We start from the raw sequence: 24,961 nt of genomic DNA, 5'->3' as shown, positions 1-24,961 counted from the left end.
TCATTGGCAGATACTTTTCATTTGCAGGTAAGCATGGCACATAACACTCCGTTCTCTGCACAACCACCGGTCGCCTCTTCCGGGCTGCCATTAACACTCATCTCGCTCGATGACTGGGCGCTCGTTACCTTAACTGGCGCTGACCGAGTGAAATATCTGCAAGGGCAAGTTACTGCGGATATCGATGCTCTGTCCACCGACCAGCATATCCTGTGCGCCCATTGTGATGCTAAAGGGAAAATGTGGAGCAACCTGCGGCTATTTTATCGTGGCGAGGGGTTGGCATTTATTGAGCGCCGCAGCCTGCTGGATAACCAGTTAAGCGAACTCAAGAAATATGCCGTGTTCTCTAAAGTGGCTATTGCTGCACAGCCTGACGCCGTTCTGTTAGGCATTGCAGGGGCAGAGGCGAAAACTGCGCTGGCTGAGGTTTTTGCCGAATTACCGAGTGCCGAGCATCCGGTGACCCAGCAAGGTAATAACACACTGTTGCATTTCTCACTCCCCGCCGAGCGTTTTTTGCTGGTAACTGATGCCGCGCAAGCCCAGCAACTAGTAGAAACACTGGCCGACCGCGCGCAGTTTAACAACAGTAAACAGTGGCTGGCGCTGGATATTGAAGCAGGCTTGCCAATTATTGATACTGACAGCAGCGCGCAGTTTATTCCTCAAGCCACCAATATTCAGGCGTTGAATGGCATTAGCTTCAGTAAAGGTTGTTACACCGGGCAGGAGATGGTGGCCAGAGCCAAATACCGCGGAGCCAACAAACGCGCGCTGTACTGGTTAGCGGGTGCTGCCAGCCGTGTACCGGCAGCCGGTGAAGATTTAGAGTGGCAATTAGGTGAGAACTGGCGTCGTACCGGTTCCGTGTTAGCCGCAATTCAACTCAGTGATGGCACTGTGTGGGTGCAGGCGGTGTTGAACAACGATCTGGCGGCAGACAGTGTGCTACGAGTGCGCGATGATGTTGGCAGTGTGCTGACTATTCAGCCGTTGCCCTACTCACTGAGTGATGAGAAGTAGTCTTACTCGAACCAGAGGCCGGTTATCCGGCCTCAATTTATGCATGTGGCTACAGCATCAAACGTACAAATAGATCGCCATAAAGTGGCAGACACTGCCACCCAACACAAAACCATGCCAGATAGCATGACCGAAACGGATACGCTTAGAGGCGTAGAAAACCACCCCTAAAGTGTAAAGCAAGCCGCCAATAGTCAGTAATGCCAACCCGCCAATTTCAAGTTTCACCGCCAGCTGATAAATCACAATCAGTGATAACCAGCCCATCGTTAGGTAAGTCACGAGCGACAACACCTCAAATCGATGAGCAAAAGCCAGCTTAAATATCACACCGAACAGCGCCAGCCCCCAAATGACCGCCATTAACCCTCTGGCCAGTGGCGAATCCAATCCCACCAGCAGAAAGGGGGTATAAGTGCCGGCAATCAAAATATAAATGGCACAGTGGTCAAACTTCTGTAGCCAGAGCTTCGCCTTACGGTGTGGCACGGCGTGATACAGTGTTGATGCCAGAAAAAGCAAAATAATACTGCCGCCATACAAGCTATAGCTGGTTAGCGCTTTGGTATCAGCACCACTGTCTACTGCCTGCACCAAAAGCAACACCAGCCCGATAATTCCAAACACCACACCAATACCATGGCTAATGCTATTAGCTATCTCTTCTGCCCATGGATAGGCTGGGGTCGTTGTGGCCGGTGACAATATCGAGGGGGCCGCAGAAGTAGGTGGTGTAACTGTAGCAGAGGGTGTAACTGATTTATTATTCAATACTTATTATCCTGAATATTAGCTGTTGTATACCCAAAGACATTGGCGTTGCAGTCAAGCTGCAAGGTAATCAATCCCGATGAGCGGCACGGTAGGTAGCCAATTGCGCAAATATACTGCACTCAGGTTAACTGAGAATGATTCCAGTGTACACGTGTAAGCTTAAATATTCTGTCAATACATGTAACTCGCCATGTCTATCGCCAGATGAAGCAAAAAGAACAGAGTAATTGCAGATAATCAGGTAACGTATTACCGGTCTACCTTTATCTGATTTGAGGGTTGTTTGTTATGTCATTAACACTGCCAGTTCTGGATTTTGGCCCCCTGGCCGAGACTGTCCAGTTTCTGATGGAAGTTGATAAGCTAAAAGATATACAGCGCCGCACCAAAGTGATTGCCAGCTTACGGCAGGAAAACTCCGCTGAGCACAGTTGGCATTTTGCGGTGGCGGCAATGAGTCTGGCCCCCTATGCAGGCCCGGATGTTGATATCAACCGCGTAATTCAAATGGCACTGCTGCACGATATTGTTGAAATCGATGCCGGTGATGTCATCGTTTATGATTTGGCCGCCAGAGCCGCCATTCATGAACAAGAAGTGGCCGCGGCTAAACGGTTATTCGGTATGCTCCCTCCCGCTTTAAACGCGCAATTTACCGCGCTGTGGGACGAATATGAAGCAGAAGAAACCGCCGATGCGTGCTTTGCGACCGTGCTGGACCGCATTTTGCCAATGCTGATTAACCTGCATACCGAAGGGCAAAGCTGGATAGAAAATGGTATCCGTTTGCAACAAGTGCTGGATCGCAACCAACGAGTCGCTGAGCGCTATCCTCAGATCTGGCAATATTTACTGCCCCAGTTACAGGCTGCGCAGCAAAAGGGCTGGCTGAAATAATCATATTGAAGTACATGCGGTTAGGCCAGCTATGTCAATCGACTGGCAAACCGCATCTGTTTTATTTTCCGCCCGCCAGGTCCAATACACTGCCGGTGACATAAGAGGCACAGTCTGACAGCAACCAAACAATCGCCTCAGCAACTTCATGTGGGTGACCACCCCGTTTCATGGGTAACAAGCTTTGGATCCGGTCAACCCGCCCGGGTTCACCACCACTGGCATGGATATCGGTATAGATAACACCTGGCCGTACCCCGTTAACCCTAATCCCCTCAGCCGCCACCTCCAGCGACAAACCGATGGTCAGTGTATCAATAGCCCCTTTGGAGGCCGCATAATCCAAATATTCCCCCGGCGCACCAAGGCGGGACGCGGCAGAAGAAACATTAACAATTGCCCCACCATGGCCACCATGGCGCATAGCCATGCGTTTAACCGCCTCGCGACTGCATAAGAAATACCCTGTCACATTGGTCGTTAGCACTCGGTTAATACGTTCGGCGGTCAAGCCTTCAATACTGGTTTGTGGGAACAGAATACCGGCATTATTCACTAATGCACTGATTGGCCCCAGTTGCGCCTCAAGTTGTTCAAACAGCGCCACAACCTGTGATTCATCAGCAATATCCGCCTGTAACGCAATCGCCAACCCTCCCGCAGCCGCTATCTCCGCCACCACCTGCCGCGCGGCCTGCTGGTCATTGATATAATTGACCGCCACCCGATAACCATGTTTTGCCAACAGCAATGCGGTCGCACGACCAATTCCCCGGCTGCCGCCCGTCACTAATGCAACTTTCTTATTCATATCCCGGTTCCCTATGCTGCGATAAAGAGTTGCCAAACTAGCATGCCAATACTGGCGAGATAATCAACATAGCAAAAGGGCCGCATACGCGACCCTCAGATTCATGCACAACTTATCTCTATTTTAAATTACTCATAATCAGCAATTGGGACACATGAGCAGAACAGATTACGGTCGCCGTACACATCATCCAAACGTTTCACCGCTGGCCAGTATTTGTTCTCCATCACACCTGCAACCGGGAACACAGCCAGCTCACGGCTGTAAGGGTGCTGCCAGTCCCCCACCAGCTCCGCCTGAGTATGAGGCGCATTCACCAGCGGGTTGTCTTCCAGCGGCCATTCGCCTTGGGCCACTTTGTCAATCTCGCTACGAATCGCTAACATCGCATCGATAAAGCGGTCCAGTTCCACTTTGCTTTCTGATTCTGTCGGCTCCACCATCAGTGTTCCGGCAACCGGGAACGACATGGTCGGCGCGTGAAAACCGAAATCGATCAGGCGTTTAGCGATATCCATTTCACTGATACCGGTCGCCTCTTTTAGCGGACGAATATCCAGAATACACTCATGTGCCACACGGCCATCGTGACCGGTATACAACACCGGATAGGCGGCTTTCAGGCGGGTAGCGATGTAGTTGGCATTCAAAATAGCCACCTGACTGGCTTGCTTCAAGCCATCAGCGCCCATCATGCGAATATACATCCAACTGATAGGTAAAATTGATGCACTACCAAATGGCGCGGCTGAAACGGCACCTTGCTGAGTGGTCATACCGTCGATTTGCACCACACTGTGACCGGGCACAAAAGGTGCCAAATGGGCTTTGACGCCAATTGGCCCCATGCCTGGTCCGCCACCGCCATGTGGGATACAGAAAGTTTTGTGCAAGTTAAGATGCGATACATCAGCCCCGATATAACCCGGCGTAGTGATGCCAACCTGCGCATTCATGTTCGCGCCATCCAGATAAACTTGCCCGCCAAACTGATGAACGATTTGGCAAACTTCACGGATGGTTTCTTCATACACGCCGTGGGTTGACGGGTAGGTCACCATAATGCAAGACAACTCATCACCCGCGTCTTCTGCCTTTTGGCGCAAGTCATGTAAATCGATATTGCCTTGCTTATCACAGGCTACCACCACCACCGACATACCGGCCATTTGTGCTGACGCGGGGTTAGTGCCGTGGGCTGAGCTTGGTATTAAGCAGATATGGCGACTCGCCTGATTGCGACTTTCGTGGTAACGGCGGATAGCCAGCAAACCGGCATACTCTCCCTGCGCACCTGAGTTTGGTTGCATACACACTGCGTCATAACCCGTCAGTTGCACCAACCATTGTGACAGTTGACCAATCATCTGCTGATAACCGGCCGCTTGCTCCGGCGGGCAGAATGGGTGTAACTCAGCGAATTCCGGCCAGGTAATCGGGATCATCTCGGCGGCAGCGTTCAACTTCATGGTACAAGAACCCAACGGGATCATCGCCTGATTCAGCGCCAAATCTTTGCGCTCTAAACGATGCATATAACGCATCATTTCGGTTTCGCTGTGGTAACGATTGAATACCGGATGGGTCAGAATCGGCTCTTGGCGCAGCATCGTAGCCTGTATCGACTGGCTGCTCTGGCTGACTTTTGCGTCAAGCTGGTCAATATCCAGGCCGTGGCTATCACCGGCTAACAGGGCAAAAAGGGCCTGAATATCTTCGCGGGAGGTGGTTTCATCCAGCGTGATACCCACAGCGCCATGAATGTCAGTGCGCAGGTTAATACCAAAACTCAATGCACGAGCCAATACCGTAGCTTTGTCTTTGACTTCAACTGTCAGGGTATCGAACCAGTGCTGGAAACGGAGACTCAGGCCTGCTTGTTGCAAACCCGCAGCCAGGATATCGGTCATCCGGTGAATACGGCCAGCGATACGCTGCAAGCCCTGCGGGCCATGATAAACTGCATACAGGCTGGCAATATTGGCCAGTAGCACCTGTGAGGTACAGATGTTGGAGTTAGCTTTCTCGCGGCGAATATGTTGCTCACGGGTCTGCATCGCCATACGCAACGCAGTATTACCGGCAGCGTCGCGTGATACCCCAATAATGCGGCCCGGCATCGAGCGTTTAAATTCGTCACGGCAGGCAAAGAATGCAGCATGTGGGCCGCCATACCCCATCGGCACACCAAAGCGCTGAGCGGAGCCAAATACCACATCGGCACCTTGTGTCCCCGGCGCAGTCAACAGCACCAGCGCCATAATATCGGCAGCCACGCTGGTAATGATTTTACGTTTTTTCAGTTCAGACAGCAGCGCGCTGTAGTCATGCAGTTCACCAGTGGTGCCTACTTGTTGCAGCAACACACCAAAAACACCATCCAGCTCCAGCACTTTTTCAGCGCGGTCGACAATCACTTCAAAACCAAAAGTTTCAGCGCGAGTTCGCACCACATCCAGCGTTTGTGGATGAACATCATCAGCCACAAAGAAGCGATTAGCGTCCTTCAGCTTACTGGCTCGCTTGGCTAATGCCATCGATTCTGCCGCAGCAGTAGCCTCATCCAGCAAAGAGGCAGAAGCCAGATCCAACCCCGTCAGGTCTTGTGTCAATTGCTGGAAATTCAACAGCGCTTCAAGGCGGCCCTGAGAAACTTCGGGCTGATAAGGTGTGTAAGCGGTGTACCAGCCTGGGTTCTCCAGCATATTACGCAGGATAACCGGCGGGGTCAGTACCGGGCTGTAGCCCATGCCGATGTAGGATTTATAGCGCTGATTCTGGCTGGCAATCCCTTTAAGTTCCGCCAGCGCCTGGTGTTCAGTGGCGGCATCACCCACTTGTGGTGGGCTTGGCAATTGGATATCTGCCGGAACAATCTGCTGGATCAATGTACTTAACGAGTTGGCACCAATGGCGGCCAACATCTGTTGCTGTTGTTCAGCAGAGGAGCCGATATGGCGCTGAATAAAAGCATCGTTATGTTCAAGCTGGCTGAGATTCTGAGTCATTTGCTACACATTCCTGAATAGGGCATGGGACGGGAGATATTTGAGATTAACCGCGCCTTGGAGAGGTTTTAGAAATACTCACAAAGCCGAACTAAGGGGAAACACGTCGTTCGGGTCGTAGTGGCGTAAGCCACCGGAACGCCCGTAGACGTGGTCAACCCTTAGCTCATTGCACTTCACTCACCTCAGGCTTTTTTTCATTTATTCTTCAATGGTCGCCAAATACGCCTCGGCATCTAACAAACCTGCCAGCTCACCGTCATCAGAGGCTTTGATGCTGAACAGCCAACCATCGGTATAAGGTGCGCTGTTGACCAGTTCTGGTGAGCTTTCCAGCTCAGTATTAACCGCAACAATTTCGCCGCTGATCGGGGCATAAATGTCGGAAGCCGCTTTAACTGATTCAGCAACAGCACAATCACTACCAGCTGAAACTTCACTGCCCACTTCAGGCAAATCAACAAACACCATGTCGCCCAGTAGCTCTTGTGCATGCTCAGTGATACCGATGCTATAGATGCCATCGCCATCGGCACGAACCCACTCATGAGATGACGCATATTTTAACTCTGCTGGTACATTGCTCATTGCTGCTCCTTAAAAAGAGATAGAGCCAAAAGTTTAGGCTCTTATAATTCGGAAGACTTACAGCGCGACCGGCTTACCCGCCCGCACAAAACCGGGTTTTGTGACCCGCACTGGCATTTCACGGTTGCGGATTTGAACCACCGCACTCTCACCAATTCCCGCAGGCACACGGGCCAGCGCAATGCTGAAACCCAATGTAGGCGAGAATGAACCACTGGTTATCACACCGACATGTGAGTTACCCAGCGCATCAGAAAAATGCACGGGCAACTCATTACGTAATACGCCTTTTTCGGTCATGATCAAGCCGACCAGTTGCTCAGTTCCGTCCGCACGTTGCTTTTCCAGTGCTTCGCGGCCGATAAACTGACGGTCTTCTGGCAACCAGGCTACCGTCCAGCCCATATTGGCGGCTAACGGAGAAACACCTTCATCCATTTCCTGACCGTAAAGATTCATACCCGCTTCCAGACGCAAAGTATCACGCGCACCAAGACCCGCAGGCTTCACCCCAGCGGCGAGCAATTGCTGCCAAAATTCAACAACTTGCTCTTTTGGCAGTGCGATTTCATACCCTGATTCACCGGTATAACCGGTAGTCGCGATAAAGAAATCACCCGTTTGAATACCAAAGAATGGTTTCATGCCCGCGATCGCCTGCTGCTGCTCAGGAGTCAGTAAAGTAGCCACTTTCTGTTGAGCCGTTGGGCCTTGTACCGCCACCAGGGCAAGATCGTCACGCACCGTCACTTCAACCTGGTAAGGTTCAGCATGCTGGATTATCCAGGCCAGATCTTTGTCACGGGTAGCGGAGTTAACCACTAAGCGGAAATAGTCTTCTTGCAGGAAATAGACAATCAAGTCATCGATAACACCGCCGGACGCATTCAGCATCCCAGTGTAAAGGGCTTTACCCGGTTGGGTTAGTTTGGCAACGTCGTTGGCTAACAGGTAACGCAGGAACTCACGGGTACGGGCACCGTGCAGATCAACGATAGTCATATGAGAGACATCGAACATACCGGCATCTTGACGCACGATATGGTGCTCGTCGATTTGGGAACCATAATGCAATGGCATCATCCAGCCATGAAAATCTACCATGCGCGCACCGCACGCTACGTGCTGATCATACAGCGGGGTCTGCTTAGCCATCTACTCTCCCTCAATATACCCTTCGCACTTGAAGCCGTAGGGGCGTTGGCTACGTTCATTCACCCGAATCACTTACTGGTGTAAGCTCATCGGGAATTCATTCGCTTGCCGCCTACCTACAACTCCAATTGCTTTGGCTATAACATGTCATGAGTGTTTTATACCGGCTTCATCCCCCTAATAAACAGGCATGAATACCGTTACGCAAACGATACCTTTTGCCCAACGTTATCACCGAACTCATCAGGTAACCATAAGCTAAAATAGGCAATAGCACGCCCTAAGAGGACAAAAGGCAGGGGTATTGTGCAGAGTTTTCCACTGAAAAAATGCGCACAGAGGCACATTATTAACAATTAATCAGTAAAAATTGCGATGTTATATAACCAAATAACCAAAACCCTGTCAGTTTCAACTTTTCAGGCTTTGGTTATCAGTGAGAAAAACTAATGCGAAAATAGGGCTGAAATTAGATTATTTCAACTGAGGGAGGTTTAGTGACTCACAAGACTACTCATCTAGCCAATCGGGTAAATCATGTAATCCCATGGCCTGCCGCACTAACGGTGGTTTTATCCCCGGCAAGTTATCAGCCAGCGTTAAGCCAATATCACGCAGGAGCTTTTTGGCAGGGTTACTGCCCGCAAACAGGGAGCGGAAACCCTGCATACTGGCAAGCATCACCGCAGCACTGTGCTTGCGGCGACGTTCATAACGCCGCAGATAGAGATGCTGACCGATATCTTTGCCTTGGCGCTGTAAACGGCGCAGCTCAGAGACTAACTCAGCGGCATCCATAAAGCCCAGATTGACGCCCTGCCCGGCCAACGGATGCACAGTATGGGCAGCATCCCCCACCAGCGCCAACCGGTGTGTCGCGAAGCTACGTGCATAGCGCCCCATCAGCGGGAAGGTCTGGCGCTCACTCTCAAGCTGGCATTGCCCCAAACGCATATCAAACGCCATGCCCAGTTCGCGGTTGAATTGCTCGGCAGGTAGCGCAGCTAACTCGGCAGCACGCTCAGGAGGAAGTGACCAGACTATCGAACTCAAGTGTGGGGAGCTAAACGGCAGGAAAGCCAGAATACCATCACCATGAAATACCTGACGCGCCGTTGCCTGATGTGCTTCTTCCGTGCGGATGGTCGCTACCAGCGCATGGTGGGCATAGTCCCAAAAAGTCAGCGGGATATCCGCATGCTGGCGCAACCATGAGTTAGCGCCATCGGCCCCAACCACCAGCCGCGCACTGAGCATACGGTCATCAGTTAGCGTGATAAAAGCTTCGCTTTCACCCCATGCCACCTGTTTGAGGCTGGCCGGTGCCAACAGCGTAACCTCAGCTAATTGGCTGGCACGCTGCCATAGCGCCTGCTGAATCACTCGGTTCTCAATGATATGACCGAGATGGCTGAAGCCATATTCATCAGCATGAAACGCTATTTTGCCAAAACTGTCTTGGTCCCACACTTCCATGCCGCCATAGGGGCTGGCCCGTAGCGCCAAAATGCTGTCCCATACCCCTATTTTTTTCAATAAGCGCTCACTGGCAGCATTGATCGCCGAGACACGTAGCGCCAACTCATCAGTCAACGGTGCAGTGAGAGGTTCTGGTGCGGGCTGATGCTCCAGAATAGCGATGCGCAAGCCACTGCCCTGTAAGCCACAGGCCAGCGCCAGACCGACCATTCCGCCACCGGCGATTACCACGTCATATGATTGCATGCCAATATATTCCCATTAAATACTAACGCTCTACCCATCCCAATGTCTGCCGGGCGAAAGTATCACGTATTGCAGGCATCAGCTCCATTGACATCAGAGCAAGGTTACGCCCAACCACCAGTGGCCCATAGCGATTGGCAAACAGACGAATTAAACCATCAGTGACACCAATAGTCGCCTGTTGATCCCCTTGTCGCCGCTGCTGATATTGGCTGAGAACCGCATACTCACCGGGGTCGCCCTCCGCCTGCGCGATAGTTTCAGCCAGCGACATCACATCACGCAGCCCTAGATTGAAACCCTGCCCGGCAATGGGATGCAGTGTTTGCGCCGCATTACCCACTAACGCCAGACGGTGACTGATATGGCGCGAAGCCGTCAATAATTGCAGCGGGTAGCTGTAGCGCTTACCCGCATGGAGAATTTTACCCAACCGCCAACCAAAAGCTTGCTGCAATTGCGCCACAAAACGGGCGTCATCCCAACTATCGACCTGCTGCTTTTCGTGTTTAGCGTGACACCAGACCAGCGAGCTACGCCCTTCAGACATCGGTAATAATGCCAGCGGCCCATTGCGGGTAAAACGCTCAAAAGCCCGACCTGCCGGTAGTTCGGAAGTCGTAATATTGGCAATCACGGCGATCTGTTGATAGTCCTGCTGCTGCCACTGAATATTACAAGCCCGCGCCAGTGCCGAATGAGATCCGTCGGCTGCCACTAGCAGCTTTGCACTCAGTTGTTGGCCGTTATCCAGCGTCACACCGGCTGATGCAACAGTACGAACCACATCTACCACTTTAGCCGGGCAATGCAGCGTCACTCCCGGCGCTTTCTGCAATAAGGCAAACAGCCTTTTACCGGCATCATGTAGCTCAATAACATTACCCAGTGCCGCAACACCATAATCAGCGGCGCGTAAGTTAACAAAACCCGAATGACCGCTATCACTAACATGAACATGTTCAATGGCGGTGGCACAATCAACCAGATGCGCCCAGATACCAATGCGCTCCAGTTGTTGGCAGGTGCCTTGTGCCAAGGCAATCGCTCTAGCATCAAAACCCGGATGCTGCCTGCTATCAGGAAGTTGTGCTTCAACCAAAGCAACCGGTACCCGCCCTTTGGTGAGGGATGAAATAGCCAGCGCCAGAGTTGCTCCGGCCATACCACCACCAACAATGATTACGCTCATCAGTTATCTCGCTGCCGCCATCAGGGCTTCAATGGCATCGGGATCTTTCACCACACCGGCGGTCAGATTTTCATTGCCGTCAGCAGTAATCACGATGTCATCTTCGATACGAATACCAATACCACGGTATTCTGGCGGTACATCAGCATCTGGGGCGATATAGAGACCCGGCTCAATGGTCAGCACCATTCCCGGTTCCAAAATGCGGCCACGGTCACTATTGGTATAATCACCGACATCATGCACATCCAATCCTAACCAGTGGCTTAAACCATGCATAAAGAAGGGGCGATGCGCTTTTTCAGCGATCAATTGCTCGATATCACCTTTTAGAATGCCCAAACCAACCAGACCCGTAATCATAATGCGCGCCACCTCCTCGGTGACTTCGCGGATACTGGTACCCGGGCGGAACAATTCTATTGATTTATTAATCGAGGCCAGAACGATGTCATAAATCTCACGTTGTACTGGCGTGAATTTGCCGTTAACCGGGAAGGTGCGGGTGATATCACCGGCATAGCCACGGTATTCACAACCTGCATCAATCAGCACTAACTCACCATCCTGCAATTCACTCTCATTTTCGGTGTAATGCAAAATGCAGCCATTCTCACCACCGCCAACGATAGTGTTATATGCCGGGTAACGCGCGCCATGGCGGGTGAACTCATGCAGAATCTCCCCTTCCAACTGATACTCAAACATACCTGGACGACATTTTTCCATCGCGCGAGTATGGGCTAGCGCACTGATTTCACCGGCGCGGCGCATCACAGTAATTTCTTCAACTGACTTAAACAGGCGCATTTCATGCAACCATGGACGCCAGTCAGTTAGCGTGGCCGGTGCACGTAAATTTTTACGAAAACCGTTACGTAATCTTTCCAGCGCGGCAAAAACAATTTTATCTGCATAAGCATATTGCCCCTGCGCGTGATAAATCACATCAAGGCGATTGAGCAACAAATAGAGCTGTTCGTCGATTTCATCGAAGGATAATGCGCGGTCAACACCTAACTTGAGGGGGGCCGCATCTTGCCCTAAACGGCGGCCAAACCAGATCTCGGCGGTTAAGTCCCGCACCCGGTTAAACAACACGCTGTGGTTATGGGTCTCATCGCTTTTTACCAGAATCAACACCGCCTCCGGTTCATTGAACCCCGTCAGGTAGCTAAAATCGCTATTCTGACGATAAGGGTATTCGGAATCCGCACTGCGCGTAGCCTCCGGTGCGGCGAAAAACAGTGCTGCACTGCCCGGGGCCATCTTCGCCAACAGCGCCTGACGGCGGTTCTGGTATTCTTGCTGAGTCATCACACCCTCCTGGAACATCCGATTTAATCGACTTAATTCAACATATTACACCATATCATTTAATGTAGTGTTGGCTTACGCATCTCTGGTGCAGTCGGCTTCTGTTGAGTAAATTCGATATGGCACAAAATAGCCGCCACACGCACATACTCAATAACTTCTTCTAATGATTGAGCCAGCTCTTCTTGATCTTCATCTTCGTCGTAGCCTAATTGGGCAATATTACGTAAATCATCAATGGCTTCACCCACTTCATCTTTCACCTGCGCCAATTTCGGTTGCAACATACCCAAACCTAACAGGAAATGGTTGACCCAACCTGATAATGCGTCAGCACGGTCAAAAACCGAGATATCGTCCCCTTCAGGGATAAGCAACTGGAACATAAAACCTTCGTTCTCCAGCGCTTCTTGTGTTGCTTCATGTAACTGTTGTAACGGCAATCCCAACGCTTGTGAAAAGGCAACGCCCTCATTGGTCAGGTCATGTACCAGCGTGCGCCAGCCATTGTCTTTACTGCCACCACAGAGCATGCCGCTGATCAGGCCATGCATTTCTGCGGGGGTTAATGCTACCGCTTGCTGGCTTAACGCCAAGGCAAGTGATTGGTAAGTTGGTAATGTATTCTCTATAGACATGCGTATTGGTCATCGTTGGCAGGATAAGTTCGTGTTATGCTACCACCAAGAAAGGTCGCTATACCAGAAAACGCAACGCGCTAGACCCTAATACCCAACGGGTATTAGGGGTTGAATCTTGGTATCGAGATATATATAGTGACGCCCGCTTTGCAACTACGAGCATTTTGCCTCTGGTTTACAAGGTTGGCGCGAAAATTAGTCAGGAAGGTGGCATGTCTGCACAACCGGTAGATATTCAAATTTTTGGTCGCTCGTTAAGAGTCAATTGTCCGCCAGAACAACAAGACGCGTTGAACATGGCAGCAGAAGATCTTAACCAACGGTTGCAAGATCTCAAAGTTCGCACTAGAGTCACAAATACTGAGCAGTTAGTTTTTATCGCAGCATTGAATGTCTGTCACGAATTAGCTCAGGAAAGGTTGAAAACCCGTGACTATGCATCCAATATGGAGCAACGTATTCGGATGTTACAACAGACCATTGAACAGGCGTTGCTTGAACAAGGTCGCATCTCTGAACGTCAGGATGCACAGTTTGAATAAATCTCTGTTGAATGATAGATTCAGCAGTGAGTAAAAAATTTCTCTGAGGTGTTTGCCAGCGGGCCAGTCCCCTGAGCCGATATTTAATACCAACAGAATGTAGTGACTCCGTAACTGGTGCGCATGCTCGGTCCGCCGAGAAGCCTTAAGGTTGCGACGCTGCGTTCACCTTGAACCATGGGTTCAAGGGTTACAGCCTGCGGCGGCATCTCGGAGATCCCCTCTTTATCGATTAACCAGCATTTGGGGTTATCACGTTCGTTTTACATTGGCTGTCTACTGGCATCAGCAATATATCTTCCGAATCAATAAAATGTCTTTTTAATCAAAAAATTATCCTTTAAATTAACAACATATTTTTGAATAAATAATATGCCTTTGACTGCGCAATATGCCCTTGAGCGACAAAAGATTCGTAGTGAGATTCGTGAACGTCGGCGTCTGTTGACTGCGGAACAACAGCATCAGTCAGCGCATCTGGCGGCAAAGCATATCGCTGAGCATGACAGAATCCGTCAGGCTAACACCATTGCCGTGTTCCTCTCCTTCGATGGTGAACTCAATACCCGCCCCATTATTGAGCTGCTATGGCAGCAACAAAAACAGGTTTATCTGCCGGTTTTGCACCCTTTCAGCCCCGGTAATTTATTATTTCTGCGTTATCGCCCTGATAGCACGCTTATCCGTAATCGCCTGAAAATCCTTGAACCACAATTAGATGTGCGAGAAGTTCTGCCACTAAACCAATTGGATATGGTAATAACCCCGTTAGTGGCGTTTGATAGCCTCGGGCAACGTTTAGGTATGGGTGGTGGCTTTTATGACCGTACGCTGCAACACTGGCAGCAAGGGCGCCCTTATCCTATTGGCCTGGCCCATGATTGCCAATGGGTAGAGCACTTGCCCTGTGAGCTTTGGGATGTACCATTGCCAGAGATAGTGACACCAACAAAAGTGTGGCAGTGGTAAGAGATAATCCTGCAAAATAAAAAAACACCCGATATTTTATAGATAGCGGGTGTTTAGTCATTCAATACAAATAGTTATTAGTAAAGCAAACGAGCACGGATAGTTCCCGGGATCGCCTTCATCGCCTGCAATGCTTTTTCTGCATTTTCCGCATCATCAGTCTCAACATCAATGACGACATAACCGATTTCAGCACTGGTTTGCAGATACTGTGCCGCAATGTTGACATTCTGTTCGGCAAAGATTTTGTTAATGCTGGTCAGGATGCCTGGGCGGTTCTCATGGATATGCAACAGACGGCGAGTATTATCGCCGTGAGCAGGCAGAGAAACCTCAGGGAAGTTGACCGCAGACAGCGTTGAGCCGTTGTCGGAATACTTCGCCAGCTTACCTGCCACTTCATCACCGATATTTTCCTGCGCTTCCTGAGTGGAACCACCAATATGTGGTGTTAGCAACACATTATCAAACTCGCACAAGGGTGAATTGAACGGGTCCTTATTAGTTGCAGGCTCTTCAGGGAATACGTCGATTGCCGCGCCTGCCAAATGATTGCTGGCCAACGCATCACATAAGGCCGGGATATCGACCACGGTACCGCGTGAGGCGTTAATCAGCATCGCACCCGGCTTCATCAGAGCCAACTGTTCAGGGCCAATCATGTTTTTAGTGGAGTGGTTTTCCGGCACATGCAGGCTAATCACATCACTCATATTCAGCAGATCAGACAGGTGACGCACCTGCTGTGCATTCCCTAACGACAGTTTATTTTCGATATCGTAGAAAAATACTTTCATCCCGACACTCTCTGCCAGAATCCCGAGTTGGGTACCGATATGACCATAACCGATAATGCCCAGCTTCTTGCCACGGGCTTCATAGGAACCCACCGCCAGCTTGTTCCACTCACCACGGTGAGCTTTGGCGTTAGCCGATGGAATGCCCCGGAACATCAGCAGTAACTCGCCCAGTACCATTTCAGCTACCGAACGGGTATTGGAGAAAGGTGCATTGAATACCGGCACACCGCGTTTGGTAGCCGCTTTTAAATCAACCTGATTGGTACCGATACAGAAACAACCTACTGCGACTAATTTTTCTGCTGCCGCAAAAACTTCTTCAGACAGATGCGTACGCGATCGAATGCCGATGAAGTGAGCATCTTTGATCGATGCTTTCAGTGATTCGGTGTCTAAGGCACCTTTATGATATTCAATATTGCTATAACCGGCTGCACGCAGATTATCAACCGTGCTCTGGTGCACCCCTTCCACTAACAGAAACTTAATTCTGTCTTTCTCCAGTGATACTTTTGCCATGTCCCCGACCCTATTTTCAGACTTCAGATGTGGCTGCCGCTATCGAATGAATCCGGTCAGCACCCTGTCAACATAACAAATATTACGCGGGCAGCAATACAAACGATTGCCTGCCAGCCAGCATAACAATCAGTGTCAATGTTAATTTATGGAATAAAAAACTGGCGTGAAGAGGGTTAATGGCAGGTTAATAAAACGAAATGAAGAAATGTGATATATATCACCAAATTTAGCGATTTTAAGAAAAGATATTTAAAGGCAAAAAAACTTTCAGGATGAAGTAGCGAACCTCATCCTGAGAGCGAGTTAACCGATCACTTTAATTTTATGGTCTTAACGCCGTCGGCAGTGCCAATCAGTGCCACATCAGCCCCCCGATTAGCAAATAGGCCGACCGTAACGACACCGGCAATACCATTGATTTTATTTTCTAACGCAATGGCATCCAAAATACTCAGATTGTGGACATCCAAAATAACGTTGCCGTTATCAGTCAGGACGTTCTGACGATACTCCGGTAAGCCACCCAGCTTAACCAGTTCACGAGCCACATAAGAGCGGGCCATTGGGATAACTTCAACCGGCAGCGGGAACTTACCCAGTATAGCAACCTGCTTGGACGCATCCGCGATGCAGATAAACTGACGAGCAATAGCAGCAATGATTTTCTCGCGGGTCAGCGCAGCACCACCGCCTTTGATCATCTGCATCTGGTCGTTAATTTCATCAGCGCCATCAACATAGATATCCAATACATCCACTTCATTACAATCGAATACGTGGATGCCGTAACTTTTCAGTTTGGCAGTAGAGGCATCAGAGCTGGAAACCGCCCCCTCTATCTGGCCTTTGATGGAGCCAAGTGCGTCAATAAAATGTGCTGCGGTCGAGCCAGTGCCGACCCCAACGATGGTACCAGGTTTTACATAATCTAATGCTGCCCAGCCCACTGCTTTTTTAAGTTCATCCTGAGTCATGGTAAGTTCACGCCTTGATGTGAAAGAAAACCTGAGGTCATTATAGAGCATCCGCAGTGGTGATTGTGTGAATAAAGCCAACTCGCGTGGTAGTTAATTCTAGCCGGATCACAGTTATGCCGGTTTATTTGTGGCTGACACCTTGGCATCCTGTCATAACAAACTGGCTAAAATGTGGCATAGTGCTGTATCGACTTAATATTTGGAGAGATGACTCCGATGAAACGCCCAGACTACCGTACGCTACAAGCGCTGGACGCGGTGATCCGTGAACGCGGTTTTGAACGCGCTGCACAAAAACTTTGCATCACCCAATCGGCGGTATCTCAACGCATCAAGCAGTTGGAGAATCTGTTTGGACAACCGCTGCTGGTGCGCACCGTGCCACCACGGCCTACCGAACAAGGGCAGAAACTGCTCGCGTTACTGCATCAGGTTGAGTTACTGGAAGAAGAGTGGCTGGGCAATGATAATGGCGGAGATACACCACTGTTATTGTCGCTGGCAGTGAACGCCGACAGTTTGGCGACCTGGTTGCTACCGGCATTGAAACCGGTGCTGGCTGATTCCCCTATCCGGCTGAATTTACAAGTCGAGGATGAGACTCGAACTCAGGAACGGTTACGTCGCGGCGAGGTTGTGGGTGCTGTCAGTATCCAACCTCAACCGCTCCCCAGTTGTCTGGTTGATCAACTCGGTGCGCTGGATTACCTGTTTGTCGCCTCCAAACCTTTCGCTGAGCGTTATTTCCCTAATGGCGTAACCCGCTCGGCATTGTTGAAAGCGCCAGCGGTGGCGTTTGACCATCTGGATGATATGCATCAGGCGTTTTTACAGCAGAACTTTGATTTATCACCGGGCAGCGTGCCCTGCCATATTGTTAACTCTTCCGAAGCTTTTGTGCAGTTAGCGCGACAAGGAACCACCTGTTGTATGATCCCGCATCTGCAAATCGAGAAAGAGCTAGCTTCAGGCGAATTAATCAATCTGACGCCAGGATTACTGCAACGACGAATGCTGTTCTGGCACCGGTTTGCACCGGAAAGCAGAACTATGAGAAAGGTGACTGACGCCCTGTTGTCTTATGGGCGTCAGGTATTACGGCAGGATTGATTTATTTAGCGGTACTGGTCGCAGTTTGGAGTTCAAACACGACATCAACCTGATCATCAAAATGGATGGTCTGCTGTTCGTAAGTTTGTGCGGCATCGGTGGCTGGTGCCGCTTCAGCGCTTTTAAACATGCGTGCTACCGGCATAGGCTGGTAGTTAGCGACGTGGTAACGAATGCTGTAGACCGGCCCAAGTTTAACTTTGAATCCATCAGCCAATGATCCTGCCTGGCTGATAGCATTTTCAATGGCTTTTTTACGCGCCTGCTCACGGTATGTGTCCGGGTTTGCTACCCCGAGTTCCACCGCACGGATCTCGTTTAGACCAGACTTCAGCGCACCATCTAGCAGCTCATTCAACTTATCCAGTTGGCGTAATGTTACCTGAACCTGGCGCACGGCACGGTATCCCTTCAAGACCGCTTCACCGCTTTTCTGGTAATCGTATTCAGGTTGAGTACGAATATTGGCAGCATTGATATCTTTCTTTTCAATGCCACTTTTACGTAAGAAATCAAAATATTGCGCGACCCTGGTATCCGCCTGTTTTTTGGCATCTGCCGCATCTTTGGCAGATACACTGACTTCAATAGCGATAGTGGCAATATCCGGTGTCGCATCAACACTGGCGGTACCGGAGGTGACAACATGCGGCCCTTCTGGCACTTCGGCTGCCTGAACTTGTAGCGCCAAAGGTAACGTCCCTAATCCCATCATTGCGGCCAAAGCCAATGTCTTCAACTTCACAGTGCCTCCTAAGATATACATGGCAAATTATTTATGACAACTCAGTCGACCTCAGCTAGATAACCAGTGAATTCAATCAGCGACAAATATATTTGCAGTTAATTACACTCACTCGAATCTCATTGGCAGCGTGATTAATTTGCTGTCGGTAACCGGATTAACACATCAACCGTAGCATATCTTATGAATCATGGGATTCGGATTAATGATAAAAACTCACAGATTTAGTGCTTGTTGCGCTAGCTGAAAAGCAATAAACCACATTACCCCTCCGACCAACAGATTAATCACCCGCTGCGACGTTGGGCGGTTAAGCCACGGTGATAACCACGCAGCCAATAGCGCGAGGGCAAAAAACCAGGCAATAGAGGCACTCACGGCTCCCAAAGCGAACCAAGGCCGGGAGTCGGGTAATAACTGGCTGCCAAGGCTACCGAGCACCACAAAGGTATCGAGATAGACATGCGGATTGAGCCAGGTTACCGCCAGTAGGGTTATAACTATTGGCCAACGCCCTTGCGCGCCGGTTGCGGCTGCAGATGAGGAGCCCCCCCCACGCCAGGCTGCCATCAATGCGCCCCAACCGTACCACAGCAGGAAAGCCACGCCGCCCCATGTGACCAGTGCCAGTAACAATGGCGAACGACTCAGCAAGGCACTGCCGCCAAAGATCCCCGCACAAATCAAGATAATGTCACTCAGCGCACAAAGTGAGGCACTCATCAAATGGTGCTGACGCTTAATCCCCTGGTTCATCACAAAGGCATTTTGTGGCCCGAGGGGTAAAATCATCGCAGCACTGAGGGCGAAGCCCTGTAAATAGACAGCTAACATACTGTTACCTTTAAATAATACTCAAAACGGGCCGAGAGAATTGGAGAGGAACTAGCAGCATATTACGGGGAGAGCGGCATCAGAGGAAATTGATATTTCTTATCAATAATAAGTAAAACTAATAATGGCTAAGCAAGAGGGAAAACAAGGATGGAAAAAGGAAAAAACGGGCCGATAACGACCCGATTTGACATGGCTATAGCCAAATTGTAAACAACACTACAGCTTCAGGTACGCAGACTAATCTGCCTCAGTTTTTGCTACCTGATGCAAATGCACGTCCATCTGCGGGTAAGGAATGCCAATTTTGTTAGCATCCAACGCACGCTTGAAGTTTTCCATCAGATCCCAATACACATCCATCGCATCGCCATTGGTAGTCCAGACGCGCACCGTGAAGTTAAGGGAAGAGGCAGCCATCTCATTCAAACGCACGGTAACCCCTTTGTCATGCATGATACGTTTATCTGCGGCAATGATGTCACCCAGCACTTTCTTTACCACATCAATATCAGCATCATAGGCAACACCGATGACCATATCGGTACGGCGATTCGGTTCACGGCTGGTATTGATGATGTTATTAGCAATAATTTTGCCGTTGGGTACCACGATGATTTTGTCGTCGACCGTCCGTAGGGTCGTTGAGAAAATTTGCACCTGAACCACAGTACCGGCTACACCGCCCAGATCGACATATTCACCTGCCTTAAATGGACGGAAGGCCACCAGCAGCACTCCGGCGGCAAAGTTTGATAGCGAGCCTTGTAGCGCCAAACCAACAGCTAAACCCGCGGCACCGATAACGGCAATCACCGATGCAGTCTGCACACCCAAACGTCCCAGCACCGCAACGATAGTGAAAGCCAGAATGCTGTAACGCGCCATTGCTGCCAGGAAGTCTGCAACGGTGACATCAATGCCACGTAACTTCATGACCCGACCAAGCATCCGTGACGCAATTTTGGCGATGATTGAACCGACGGTTAAGATAAGTAATGCTGCGACCAGATTAACCGCGTATTGAATCAGCAAATCTTGGTTATTCACCAACCAGGTACTCGCTTCATTGATACCATCAACTACGTTTAATTCTTCCATTTGAATCATCCTACAAAAAGCTCCCTGCGGGAGAGATTACGCAAAAAATCACCGCAAAATGCTGACGGCTACAACTGACAGCCTGTTTAGGGTAACTAACAATGAGCCTGTTGCCAATTTTGGCAGAGAAATTTACGCTGAAATATCAGACTACTCAGTCAATCAAGGCGGCGGAAATGAGGTTAGATTCGTTTTTTGCAAAGAAAAAAGGCCCCAAGGGGCCTTTTAAGTCGGTCAAAGCAGTATCGAATTACAGAACGTCTTTGGCGTTCAGTTCTTCAAAAGCTTTTTCCAGACGAGCAACCATAGTCACCTGTGCAGCACGCAGCCACGCACGTGGGTCGTAGAATTTCTTGTTCGGCTTGTCAGCACCTTCTGGGTTACCCAGTTGGCCTTGCAGATAAGCTTCGTTCTTTTTGTAGTAGCCCAGAATACCTTCCCACGTTGCCCATTGGGTATCGGTGTCGATATTCATTTTAACTACGCCATAGCTAACCGCTTCTTTGATTTCAGCAGCAGTAGAACCTGAACCACCGTGGAATACGAAGTTCAAGCTGTTGTGCGGCAGATTGTGTTTCTTGGAAACATAATCCTGAGAATCACGCAGAATAGTTGGGGTCAGTTTCACGTTACCTGGCTTGTAAACACCGTGTACGTTACCGAAAGAGGCAGCGATGGTGAAACGTGGGCTGATAGCGTTCAGTTTTTCGTAAGCGTAATCAACATCTTGTGGCTGAGTATACAGAGAAGATGCGTCCATATGGCTGTTGTCCACGCCATCTTCTTCACCACCGGTGCAACCCAGTTCGATTTCCAGCGTCATACCCAGTTTCGCCATGCGAGTCAGGTATTTGCTACAAATTTCGATATTTTCTTCCAGGGACTCTTCAGACAGGTCGATCATGTGAGAAGAGAACAGTGGTTTGCCGGTAGCCGCAAAGTGTTTCTCACCTGCGTCCAACAAGCCGTCTAACCATGGCAGCAATTTCTTGGCGCAATGGTCGGTGTGCAGAATAACAGGAACACCATAGTGTTCAGCCATCTGATGGACATGATGTGCACCAGAGATAGCGCCCAGGATTGCAGCACCCTGACCTTCTGCTTTAACGCCTTTACCTGCGATAAATGCTGCACCACCGTTAGAGAACTGAACGATAACTGGCGCACGCACTTTGGCTGCTGTTTCCAGCACTGCGTTAATAGAGTCGGTGCCGACACAGTTAACTGCTGGCAGAGCAAAGTTGTTCTCTTTGGCTACTGCGAACACTTTCTGAACGTCATCACCTGTGATGACACCTGGTTTTACGAAATCAAAAATTTTAGACATGTACGTTGTCCTGTTTCGTCGACTGAAGATAGCAGCTATCCGGTGAGGATAGGCCCTAAATGTAAATCGCCTATACCCGTCATACTTCAAACTGCATGTGCGTTGGCTGCCATCATTCACTCAAGTCATTGAGTTATCTCAACTCCTTGAGTTCATTTCGTTGCCGCCTTCCTGCAACTCGAATTATTTAGGGTATAAAGCCCGCGAGCTTCATTAGCTAAAAGCGAAACGGGCGGCTTTCGCCCCCCGTTATCTAAATTACTGCTTAGCGCGCTCTTCCAGCATCACCACCGCTGGCAGTTTTTTCCCTTCTACGAACTCAAGGAATGCACCACCGCCGGTAGAAATGTAAGAGATTTGGTCAGCAATACCGAACAGATCGATTGCTGCCAGAGTGTCACCACCGCCCGCGATAGAGAATGCGTCACTCTCTGCGATGGCACGAGCGACTATCTCGGTCCCTTTACGGAAATTAGGGAACTCGAATACACCAACCGGGCCATTCCACAGAATGGTTTTGGCATTTTTCAGGATCTCAGCCAGACGTTGTGCAGACTCGTCGCCCAGATCAAGAATTTGTTCGTCATCTTTGATTTGGTTAGCTGGTTTCAGTGTCGCAACAGCAGTTTCAGAGAATTCGGTTGCAACACGCACATCGGTAGGAACCGGGATATCACAGGTTTCCAGCAGGCGCTTGGCTTCTGGAATCAGGTCTGCTTCGTACAGAGATTTACCGACATTGTTGCCTTGAGCTGCAACGAAGGTATTGGCGATACCACCACCAACAATCAGTTGATCGGCGATTTTAGACAGTGCGCCAAGCACGGTCAGTTTGGTTGATACTTTAGAACCACCCACAATGGCAACCATTGGGCGTGCTGGGTTACCCAGCGCTTTACCCAGTGCTTCCAGTTCTGCTGACAACAGCGGGCCGGCACAGGCGATAGGGGCAAATTTACCCACACCGTGAGTAGAAGCTTGTGCACGGTGAGCAGTACCAAACGCATCCATCACATAGACGTCACACAGCGCCGCATATTTCTTAGACAGCGTTTCGTCGTCTTTCTTCTCGCCTTTGTTAAAGCGAACGTTTTCCAGCACAACCAACTCGCCTGCTGCAATTTCAACGCCGTCCAGATAGTCTTTCGCCAGACGTACCGGAGAAGACAGTTTGTCTTTCAGGTAGTTAACTACTGGCAGCAAGGAGAACTCTTCGTTGTACTCGCCTTCGGTCGGGCGACCCAAGTGAGAGGTAACCATTACTTTAGCGCCTTGCTTCAGTGCCGCTTCAATCGTCGGCAGAGATGCACGGATACGCGCATCAGAAGTCACTTTGCCATCTTTTATCGGAACATTGAGGTCCGCACGGATCAGCACGCGTTTGCCAGCCAGATCCAGATCGGTCATCTTAATTACAGACATGGTGAATCCTCTTGTTGATTCTCTTTAAAGTTGCATAAGCTGCACATCAACGCTGATATAACCGCAGTAAAACTGCGGAAAAACAAGACGTTAGCATGCCATACTAGAAACCACTTCGGGCCATCGCCAATGTCGTATCCAACATTCTATTGGCGAAACCCCATTCGTTATCGCACCATACCAAGGTCTTAATCAGGTGCTGCCCACTGACCCGAGTCTGCGTGCAATCGACAATTGCACTGTGCGGATCATGGTTAAAATCGGTCGACACCAAGGGTAATTCCGTATAGTCAACTATACCACGAAATGAACCTCTTGCTGCCTTTTGAAAAAGCTGGTTAACCTCAGCGACACCAACCGGGTTTGTCACGCTAACGCTTAAATCGATAGCGGTTACGTTGATGGTTGGCACCCGTACCGAGATAGCTTCAAACCTGTCACAAAACTTCGGAAAAATACGGGTAATCCCTGCCGCCAGTTTAGTATCAACCGGGATAATTGACTGACTTGCTGCCCGGGTACGGCGTAAATCCTGATGATAAGCATCGATAACGGGTTGATCATTCATTGATGAATGAATGGTGGTCACAGTGCCAGACTCGATGCCATAAGCGATATCCAACAACTGAATAATAGGAATAATGCAGTTCGTGGTACAGGAAGCGTTGGAAACAATCCGGTGCTCCGCCAGTAAATCTTGATGGTTTACACCATAGACTACTGTTGCGTCTAAATCATTGCCGCCAGGATGGGCAAACAGTACCTTTTTGGCACCGGAGGCAATATGAGCCTCGCCATCGGCACGGCTGCCATACACGCCGCTACAATCTAGAACAACATCAATTCCTAACTCACCCCAAGGTAACTGCTCTATTTCTGGCTGATGTATCAGCCGGATGATATCGTCACCGACGTACAAATTGTCACATTCCTGACGAACATCCCAGGCAAACCGGCCATGGCTGGAGTCATACTTCAGTAAATGGGCCATCCCTTGTGCATTAGCCAACTCATTAATAGCAACTACTGAAATTTCTGCCCGGCGACCCGATTCATACAATGCGCGTAAAACGCTACGGCCAATACGGCCAAAGCCATTTATCGCTATGCGGATTGTCATGTTACTCCCTGTTTCTGGTTATTATCATGCAACCCCATAGCGTACTGCACCGTGCCCTAAGATGTTAATCGTCTTATCACAATTCAGCCAGAATACTTCCGGCTTTTTCCTCAGCTAATTTTACTGAAACTGAAAATCAATCATGACTGAAACGCTTCAGCCAGAATAAACCAAACTAATCATAAAAGGAATATCTGCCTGATAAAGGGCACAATACATCCATCAATTGGCGAAAAAAAAGACCGCAGAAGCGGTCTTTTAACAGGTGTATTACCGGGATTGTCATCACCGTTTACACCCGGTATACCCTTTGGCTTGGAACTGCTGGAATGCTAGCGGCACCACCAAGTTTTTTGGG

The 24,961-nt window shown here is 49.8% G+C and carries 22 protein-coding genes and 1 other RNA gene; 6 read left to right on the top strand and 17 right to left on the bottom strand.

Going from position 1 to position 24,961, the window contains the following annotated elements:
- Positions 1–33 precede the first annotated feature (33 nt).
- Complete coding sequence (ygfZ, locus tag V1953_RS03765) at positions 34–1,026, top strand: tRNA-modifying protein YgfZ (RefSeq protein WP_420072880.1); 993 nt, start codon at positions 34–36, stop codon at positions 1,024–1,026.
- A gap of 57 nt (positions 1,027–1,083) precedes the next feature.
- On the opposite strand, the gene trhA is transcribed toward ygfZ, so the two are convergent.
- Entirely contained in the window at positions 1,084–1,797 is a 714-nt protein-coding gene (trhA, locus tag V1953_RS03760) for a PAQR family membrane homeostasis protein TrhA (protein WP_372569589.1), read from the bottom strand.
- A 291-nt stretch (positions 1,798–2,088) separates the two neighbouring features.
- On the opposite strand from trhA, the gene V1953_RS03755 reads away from it, so the two are divergent.
- Complete coding sequence (locus V1953_RS03755; protein WP_442850668.1) at positions 2,089–2,697, top strand: HD domain-containing protein; 609 nt, start codon at positions 2,089–2,091, stop codon at positions 2,695–2,697.
- Positions 2,698–2,758: 61 nt separating this feature from the next.
- Here V1953_RS03755 and V1953_RS03750 read toward each other — a convergent pair whose 3' ends face one another.
- From V1953_RS03750 to V1953_RS03715, 8 genes are all read right to left on the bottom strand, one after another.
- The gene (locus V1953_RS03750) at positions 2,759–3,508 is read right to left on the bottom strand and encodes an SDR family oxidoreductase (RefSeq protein ID WP_083162751.1); all 750 of its coding nucleotides are present in this window, start codon (positions 3,506–3,508) and stop codon (positions 2,759–2,761) included.
- Positions 3,509–3,636: 128 nt separating this feature from the next.
- The gene (gene gcvP, locus V1953_RS03745; RefSeq protein ID WP_442820536.1) at positions 3,637–6,516 is read right to left on the bottom strand and encodes an aminomethyl-transferring glycine dehydrogenase; all 2,880 of its coding nucleotides are present in this window, start codon (positions 6,514–6,516) and stop codon (positions 3,637–3,639) included.
- Positions 6,517–6,717: 201 nt separating this feature from the next.
- The gene (gene gcvH / locus V1953_RS03740) at positions 6,718–7,104 is read right to left on the bottom strand and encodes a glycine cleavage system protein GcvH (protein WP_442850667.1); all 387 of its coding nucleotides are present in this window, start codon (positions 7,102–7,104) and stop codon (positions 6,718–6,720) included.
- A 57-nt stretch (positions 7,105–7,161) separates the two neighbouring features.
- Positions 7,162–8,259, bottom strand: coding sequence for a glycine cleavage system aminomethyltransferase GcvT (gene gcvT, locus V1953_RS03735; protein WP_083162747.1), 1,098 nt, complete (start codon positions 8,257–8,259; stop codon positions 7,162–7,164).
- Positions 8,260–8,769: 510 nt separating this feature from the next.
- On the bottom strand, positions 8,770–9,984 hold the full coding sequence (gene ubiI, locus V1953_RS03730; protein ID WP_442850666.1) for an FAD-dependent 2-octaprenylphenol hydroxylase: 1,215 nt from the start codon (positions 9,982–9,984) through the stop codon (positions 8,770–8,772).
- Between the two features lie 22 nt (positions 9,985–10,006).
- On the bottom strand, positions 10,007–11,176 hold the full coding sequence (ubiH, locus tag V1953_RS03725; protein WP_083162743.1) for a 2-octaprenyl-6-methoxyphenyl hydroxylase: 1,170 nt from the start codon (positions 11,174–11,176) through the stop codon (positions 10,007–10,009).
- 3 nt (positions 11,177–11,179) lie between these two features.
- On the bottom strand, positions 11,180–12,493 hold the full coding sequence (pepP, locus tag V1953_RS03720; RefSeq protein ID WP_442850665.1) for a Xaa-Pro aminopeptidase: 1,314 nt from the start codon (positions 12,491–12,493) through the stop codon (positions 11,180–11,182).
- A gap of 59 nt (positions 12,494–12,552) precedes the next feature.
- The gene (locus V1953_RS03715) at positions 12,553–13,131 is read right to left on the bottom strand and encodes a YecA/YgfB family protein (RefSeq protein ID WP_083162739.1); all 579 of its coding nucleotides are present in this window, start codon (positions 13,129–13,131) and stop codon (positions 12,553–12,555) included.
- Positions 13,132–13,346: 215 nt separating this feature from the next.
- On the opposite strand from V1953_RS03715, the gene zapA reads away from it, so the two are divergent.
- The 3 genes from zapA to V1953_RS03700 all read left to right on the top strand — a co-directional run bounded on the left by zapA (position 13,347) and on the right by V1953_RS03700 (position 14,645).
- Positions 13,347–13,676 (top strand): cell division protein ZapA, encoded by a 330-nt coding sequence (gene zapA, locus V1953_RS03710; protein ID WP_004706812.1) that lies wholly within the window; start codon positions 13,347–13,349, stop codon positions 13,674–13,676.
- A gap of 37 nt (positions 13,677–13,713) precedes the next feature.
- Positions 13,714–13,897, top strand: a non-coding RNA gene (gene ssrS, locus V1953_RS03705) — 6S RNA.
- Positions 13,898–14,048: 151 nt separating this feature from the next.
- Positions 14,049–14,645, top strand: a complete 597-nt coding sequence (locus V1953_RS03700; RefSeq protein WP_372560647.1) for a 5-formyltetrahydrofolate cyclo-ligase — start codon at positions 14,049–14,051, stop codon at positions 14,643–14,645.
- Between the two features lie 77 nt (positions 14,646–14,722).
- Here V1953_RS03700 and serA read toward each other — a convergent pair whose 3' ends face one another.
- Together serA and rpiA are read right to left on the bottom strand one after the other, a co-directional pair.
- Positions 14,723–15,964: a phosphoglycerate dehydrogenase gene (gene serA, locus V1953_RS03695; protein WP_083162735.1), complete on the bottom strand. Its 1,242-nt coding sequence runs from the start codon at positions 15,962–15,964 to the stop codon at positions 14,723–14,725.
- Between the two features lie 314 nt (positions 15,965–16,278).
- A complete protein-coding gene (gene rpiA / locus V1953_RS03690) occupies positions 16,279–16,941 on the bottom strand; it encodes a ribose-5-phosphate isomerase RpiA (protein ID WP_083162733.1) in 663 nt (220 codons plus the stop codon).
- A 219-nt stretch (positions 16,942–17,160) separates the two neighbouring features.
- On the opposite strand from rpiA, the gene V1953_RS03685 reads away from it, so the two are divergent.
- The gene (locus V1953_RS03685; RefSeq protein ID WP_005163344.1) at positions 17,161–18,054 is read left to right on the top strand and encodes a LysR family transcriptional regulator ArgP; all 894 of its coding nucleotides are present in this window, start codon (positions 17,161–17,163) and stop codon (positions 18,052–18,054) included.
- 1 nt (position 18,055) lies between these two features.
- On the opposite strand, the gene V1953_RS03680 is transcribed toward V1953_RS03685, so the two are convergent.
- The 6 genes from V1953_RS03680 to epd all read right to left on the bottom strand — a co-directional run bounded on the left by V1953_RS03680 (position 18,056) and on the right by epd (position 24,603).
- Positions 18,056–18,799 (bottom strand): oxidative stress defense protein, encoded by a 744-nt coding sequence (locus V1953_RS03680; protein ID WP_083162731.1) that lies wholly within the window; start codon positions 18,797–18,799, stop codon positions 18,056–18,058.
- Between the two features lie 216 nt (positions 18,800–19,015).
- On the bottom strand, positions 19,016–19,633 hold the full coding sequence (gene argO, locus V1953_RS03675) for an arginine exporter ArgO (protein ID WP_372569594.1): 618 nt from the start codon (positions 19,631–19,633) through the stop codon (positions 19,016–19,018).
- 240 nt (positions 19,634–19,873) lie between these two features.
- Positions 19,874–20,734 (bottom strand): small-conductance mechanosensitive channel MscS, encoded by an 861-nt coding sequence (mscS, locus tag V1953_RS03670; protein ID WP_083162727.1) that lies wholly within the window; start codon positions 20,732–20,734, stop codon positions 19,874–19,876.
- A gap of 250 nt (positions 20,735–20,984) precedes the next feature.
- Positions 20,985–22,061 carry a class II fructose-bisphosphate aldolase gene (fbaA, locus tag V1953_RS03665; RefSeq protein WP_005192802.1) on the bottom strand — a complete coding sequence of 359 codons (1,077 nt, stop codon included), beginning with the start codon at positions 22,059–22,061 and terminating at the stop codon, positions 20,985–20,987.
- 258 nt (positions 22,062–22,319) lie between these two features.
- The gene (gene pgk, locus V1953_RS03660) at positions 22,320–23,483 is read right to left on the bottom strand and encodes a phosphoglycerate kinase (RefSeq protein WP_050086390.1); all 1,164 of its coding nucleotides are present in this window, start codon (positions 23,481–23,483) and stop codon (positions 22,320–22,322) included.
- Positions 23,484–23,586: 103 nt separating this feature from the next.
- Entirely contained in the window at positions 23,587–24,603 is a 1,017-nt protein-coding gene (gene epd / locus V1953_RS03655) for an erythrose-4-phosphate dehydrogenase (protein WP_083162725.1), read from the bottom strand.
- Positions 24,604–24,961: the final 358 nt, after the last annotated feature.

This window comes from Yersinia sp. 2541 StPb PI, from assembly GCF_052217145.1.
GTDB lineage: Bacteria > Pseudomonadota > Gammaproteobacteria > Enterobacterales > Enterobacteriaceae > Yersinia > Yersinia enterocolitica_E.
This window is presented reverse-complemented; position numbering and strand designations above follow the sequence as displayed.